The 5,463-nt window shown below is 41.5% G+C and carries 5 protein-coding genes; 4 read left to right on the forward strand and 1 reads right to left on the reverse strand.

Going from position 1 to position 5,463, the window contains the following annotated elements; translation table 11 throughout:
- On the forward strand, positions 1-1,515 hold a 1,515-nt coding region (lon, locus tag WB217_RS18435; protein WP_423994778.1), incomplete at its 5' end, for an endopeptidase La.
- Positions 1,512-2,096, forward strand: coding sequence for a ribosome biogenesis GTP-binding protein YihA/YsxC (gene yihA / locus WB217_RS18440; RefSeq protein ID WP_423994780.1), 585 nt, complete (start codon positions 1,512-1,514; stop codon positions 2,094-2,096). The genes lon and yihA, both read left to right, overlap by 4 nt.
- A gap of 391 nt (positions 2,097-2,487) precedes the next feature.
- Here the strand turns inward: yihA and WB217_RS18445 are convergent, their stop codons facing one another.
- Complete coding sequence (locus tag WB217_RS18445; protein WP_423994782.1) at positions 2,488-2,973, reverse strand: LiaI-LiaF-like domain-containing protein; 486 nt, start codon at positions 2,971-2,973, stop codon at positions 2,488-2,490.
- A 255-nt stretch (positions 2,974-3,228) separates the two neighbouring features.
- On the opposite strand from WB217_RS18445, the gene hemA reads away from it, so the two are divergent.
- Positions 3,229-4,575, forward strand: coding sequence for a glutamyl-tRNA reductase (gene hemA / locus WB217_RS18450; RefSeq protein WP_423994783.1), 1,347 nt, complete (start codon positions 3,229-3,231; stop codon positions 4,573-4,575).
- Between the two features lie 14 nt (positions 4,576-4,589).
- The gene (locus WB217_RS18455) at positions 4,590-5,423 is read left to right on the forward strand and encodes a cytochrome C assembly family protein (RefSeq protein ID WP_423994784.1); all 834 of its coding nucleotides are present in this window, start codon (positions 4,590-4,592) and stop codon (positions 5,421-5,423) included.
- The last annotated feature ends 40 nt before the right edge of the window (positions 5,424-5,463 follow it).

Raw genomic sequence — 5,463 nt, forward strand, 5'->3', positions numbered from 1 at the left:
GAATTGGACCGCTACGAAAAGGTTCCCACAACCTCTGCTGAAAGCGCAGTGATAAGGAACTATATTGAGTGGCTAGTTACTTTGCCGTGGTCGAAGGCAACCAATGATGACCTTGATATCAACAAAGCGGAAAAAGTCCTGAATAAAGACCATTATGGACTTGAGAAGGTTAAGGAACGTGTGCTTGAGTATCTTGCTGTCCAGCAGCTGACAAACTCGTTAAAAGGACCAATCCTCTGCCTTTCTGGACCTCCGGGAGTCGGTAAAACAAGTCTCGCCAGATCAATTGCAAAATCATTGAATAGGAATTTTGTACGTGTTTCTCTGGGCGGTGTCCGTGATGAATCTGAAATCCGCGGCCACAGAAGGACTTATGTTGGCGCGATGCCAGGCCGGATTATTCAGGGAATGAAGAAATCAGGAACAATCAATCCTGTATTCCTGTTTGATGAATTCGATAAAATGTCTAGTGATTTCCGCGGGGACCCTTCAGCTGCTATGCTTGAAGTGCTGGATCCTGAGCAAAATCACAACTTCAGTGACCATTATATCGAGGAGCCATACGATCTTTCCAAAGTCATGTTCATTGCGACAGCCAACAACCTTTCGACTGTTCCAGGTCCATTGCTTGACAGAATGGAAATTATTAATATTGCGGGCTATACAGAGCTTGAAAAGCTGCATATTGCCAAAGATCATTTGCTGCCTAGGCAAATAAAGGACCATGGTCTATCCAAGTCCCAGCTTCAAATGAAGGATGACGCAATAACGAAGGTAATACGTTATTATACTCGTGAATCCGGCGTACGTTCTCTGGAAAGACAGCTGGCAGCAATCTGCCGTAAAACAGCGAAAATCGTTGTATCCGGAGAGAAAAAACGTGTGGTTGTAAATGAAAAGAATGTGGAAGAATTCCTTGGCAAGACTAAGTTCAGGTATGGTCAGGCAGAACTCGAAGACCAGGTGGGCGTTGCCACAGGACTCGCCTATACTACTGTAGGCGGTGACACGCTTCAAATTGAGGTGTCGCTTTCTCCAGGTAAAGGCAAACTTGTACTGACAGGAAAGCTTGGAGATGTCATGAAGGAATCAGCCCAGGCAGCCTTTAGCTATGTCCGATCAAAAGCAAAGGATCTGGACATCGATCCGGACTTCCATGAAAAGAATGATATTCATATCCACGTTCCCGAAGGTGCTGTTCCTAAAGATGGACCATCTGCTGGGATTACCATTGCTACTGCACTCGTATCTGCTTTATCAGGAAGGCCGATTCGCAGGGAAGTAGGAATGACTGGAGAAATAACTCTTAGGGGACGCGTATTGCCAATCGGCGGCCTAAAGGAAAAATCACTGAGCGCCCACAGGGCAGGCCTGACAAAGATTATTCTTCCAAAAGATAACGAAAAAGATATTGACGACATTCCTGAAAGTGTACGTAAGGAGCTTGAATTCGTGTTAGTTTCTCATCTAGATGAAGTACTTAAGCACGCTCTAGTTAGCGGTGATGTTCAATGAAAGTAAATAGCGCAGAAATAGTAATCAGTGCTGTAAGGCCGAACCAGTATCCGGAAACGACTCTTCCGGAATTTGCCCTTGCAGGACGGTCTAATGTAGGGAAATCCTCTTTTATCAATAAAATGTTGAATCGGAAAAGTCTTGCCAGGATTTCTTCGAAGCCAGGAAAAACGCAGACTTTGAATTTTTACTTGATCAATGAAATTCTTCATTTCGTTGACGTTCCAGGCTATGGATACGCAAAAGTTTCCAAGTCTGAACGCGAAGCATGGGGGAAAATGATTGAAACCTACATCACATCAAGGGAACAATTGAAAGCCATGCTTCTGATTGTGGACCTTAGACATCCACCATCCAAGGATGATGTTATGATGTATAATTTCCTCAAGCATCACGATATCCCAGTTATCATAATTGCCACAAAAGCGGATAAGATCCCGAAGTCAAAATGGCAAAAGCATGTGAAAATCACAAAAGAAACTCTAGATCTTGACCCTAATGACACCATTATCCTTTTCTCATCCGAAACTGGAGAAGGAAAGGATAAGGCCTGGTCTGTTCTTGGAGCTTTAATGAAATAAAGCAAAACGCGGTCCTTTGATGGGCCGCGTTTTTAATATGATGGCGGTAATGAGGTTTTTGTTTAGGAAGTGGCTTTGTTATAACTAAATGTTGATTTAACTGTGGTTAAAAAATAAACGGTGAAATTCCGTTTAAATTGGGAAATGGTCATATTTCCTTGAAAATAAAGGAAGTTTTTCCGTTTATATTGTCCAAACCTTTGGATTTTTTCTTATTTTGAGCAATTAACCGAAATATCTCCGCTTATATCTACTTATTAAGCTTTCTCTATACACAATAGCCGGAAATTCTCCGTCTATGAATTCTCATACTTATATAAAAATCAACAATGAATAATAACAGAGCCCAGGCAATAAAAAATCCCGCACCATTAAAGGATGCGGGATTCAATCATTTTTTCTTGAAAAACAGAAGATAGATACCAATTAAAATCAGTGCCGCTGGCCAAAATTTCCATGCTGTTGCGACTCCATTTTCCAGCAAACCAAGCCAGCTTGTGATCCGGTCATAAAATAGCAGCAGTCCTGCTAAAATGAGAAAGAGGATTCCGTGGAACAAGCCATTGCCAGTTTTCTGGTATCGAAGTAAAAAGCCAAGGGCAATAATTAGAATAAATGCTCCCAGATGGTCCGGCCATAATTCGAACTTATTGACGACATGAAAATGGACACCGAATCCAACAAGGATCACTCCGGGTAAAATCGCTTCATAATCCTTTCCCCAGTAGCCCTGTACCAAAAAGGCAGCCCCTACGATAAGAAGGAGTGTCGGCCACGTGTAAAATTCCTGGAAAAGGGTTATGTTTGCCTGCTGAAGATAAAAATAAATACCAAATCCGATCAATATCATTCCTGGGATCATTCTCTGATTTTTCATACTTTCACCACTTCCAATAAGGCTCACTTGAATTAATCGACAAACTTTGATAAGGTACATTAGGGAGTATGTTTATTTGCTGTTCGTAAGGTAATTATGTAAATAAACAACTTGTAAAAATGAACTTATATTTATGTAATTTATATCACACTGTGTTCACTTGTTGTTCACATTTCTAGCAAAAAGGAAAAAGGCTTCATGGTATAATTTCCTTAGCCAATTATGCAATTTCTATTTGGGGGTGTCAATTAATATATGCACATTATAGTTGTCGGTCTAAATTATAAAACTGCCCCTGTCGAAATCCGCGAAAGGTTGACATTCAACGAGGCGAATCTTGGAGAAGCAATGATTGCCCTTCAGGCAAAAAAGAGCATTCTTGAGAATGTTATAGTATCAACTTGCAACCGTACAGAAATATATGCTGTCGTGGACCAGCTCCACACAGGCAGATATTATATAAAAGAGTTTTTATCTGAATGGTTCGGGATTCCACAGGCTGAATTCACGCCATTTCTGTTTATTTATGAACAAGATGGAGCAATCGAGCATTTATTTAAGGTTTCGTGCGGATTAAACTCAATGGTGCTGGGCGAGACACAAATTCTTGGCCAGGTACGCTCAAGCTTCATGCTTGGACTAGAGAGAAACACTACCGGGACCGTATTTAACCAGCTATTTAAGCAATCTGTGACACTTGCAAAGCGCGGACACTCCGAAACTGATATCGGTGCGAACGCCGTATCAGTCAGCTATGCAGCTGTTGAGCTTGCAAAGAAGATTTTTGGATCTCTCGACCAGAAGCATGTACTGATTCTGGGTGCCGGCAAAATGGGCGAACTTGCCATTCAAAATCTCCATGCAAATGGAGCAAAGAAGGTTACCGTCATTAACCGTACCTACAAAAAGGCCGAAGATTTGGCAACAAAATTCTCAGGCAAAGCAAAGACTCTTGATGAGCTTCAAAGTGCGCTTACAGATGCCGATATCCTGATTAGTTCTACTGGAGCCAAGGATTTCGTTGTAACACGGGATATGGTCGCCAAAGTGGAACAGAAACGCAAAGGAAAACCATTATTCATGGTTGATATTGCGGTGCCGCGCGATCTGGATCCTGAAATAGCTACACTTGAAAATGTATTCCTTTATGATATTGATGATCTTGAAGGAATTGTCGAAGCGAACCTGCAGGAACGCCAAAAAGCTGCTGAGAAAATTCTCATTATGATCGAAAGTGAGATCGTCCAGTTCAAACAATGGCTAAACACTCTTGGGGTTGTTCCCATCATTTCTGCATTGAGAGTAAAAGCTCTTGCCATCCAGGAAGAGACAATGAACAGCATTGAAAGAAAGCTTCCGAATTTATCTGACAGGGACATGAAGGTTCTTAACAAGCATACAAAAAGCATCATCAACCAGCTTCTGAAGGATCCGATTCTTCAGGCTAAAGAGCTTGCAACTGGCCCTGATGCTAGCGAGGCGCTTGACCTATTTGTCAAGATCTTTAATATTGAACAGCTAGTCGCAGAACAAGAGGGAATGAAAACAGCAGAATCTAGGCAGGCCAGAGTTCCTTCGCCTCAGGCTTCCCTACAGTCGTAAAAGGAGTTCTGCTTATGGGAGATCTTTTTATTACCCGCCTTCATGAAATGACCATTGTTGTTTATGCGGCAAGCGTCCTTTTATATTTTATTGACTTTCTTAACAGTAACCGGAGGGCGAACAAAATTGCCTTCTGGTTACTTGCATTTGTATGGGGTTTCCAAACTCTATTCCTATTTTATTATATGGTCGAAACCGGCCGATTCCCTGTACTGACCCTCTTTGAAGGGCTTTACTTTTATGCTTGGGTCCTGGTCACACTATCCCTCGCAATCAACAAACTATTAAAGGTAGACTTCATTGTCTTTTTTACCAATGTGCTTGGGTTCATCATTATGGCAATCCATACTTTTGCGCCTGTGCACTATGATTCTAATGTCATCTCTGAACAGCTTATATCAGAACTGCTGCTGATTCATATCACGATGGCGATCCTGAGCTATGGAGCTTTTTCTATTTCATTTGTCTTTTCTTTGCTTTACCTCATTCAATATGACCTTTTAAAGAGGAAAAAATGGGGAAAGCTGTTATGGAGAATATCAGATCTGACCAGGCTTGATTATTGGTCTTACATATTGAATGTCATTGGAGTGCCGATGCTTATCCTGAGCCTTATTCTTGGGCTGCAATGGGCATGGATCAAGGTCCCTGATCTTGAATGGTATGATGCGAAATTAATAGGCTCATTCGTGGTTTTGGCTGTCTATAGCATTTACCTATATTTGAGAGTTGGCAAAGAAGTATATGGGAAGTCGCTTGCTCTTTGGAATATCGCTTCCTTCCTGATTGTATTAATTAACTTTTTCCTATTCGGAAAATTATCATCTTTCCATTTTTGGTATCAATAAAAGGAGGCTGTCATGAGAAAAATTATCGTTGGATCAAGAC

This window comes from Mesobacillus sp., assembly GCF_049588175.1.
Classification (GTDB): Bacteria; Bacillota; Bacilli; order Bacillales; family Cytobacillaceae; genus Mesobacillus.

What these genes read in the sequence shown, in the direction of transcription:
- yihA (WP_423994780.1), top strand. Translation starts at nt 1,512, where the DNA reads ATGAAAGTAAATAGCGCAGAAATAGTAATCAGTGCTGTAAGGCCGAAC.
- WB217_RS18445 (WP_423994782.1), bottom strand. Translation starts at nt 2,973, where the DNA reads ATGAAAAATCAGAGAATGATCCCAGGAATGATATTGATCGGATTTGGT.
- hemA (WP_423994783.1), top strand. Translation starts at nt 3,229, where the DNA reads ATGCACATTATAGTTGTCGGTCTAAATTATAAAACTGCCCCTGTCGAA.
- WB217_RS18455 (WP_423994784.1), top strand. Translation starts at nt 4,590, where the DNA reads ATGGGAGATCTTTTTATTACCCGCCTTCATGAAATGACCATTGTTGTT.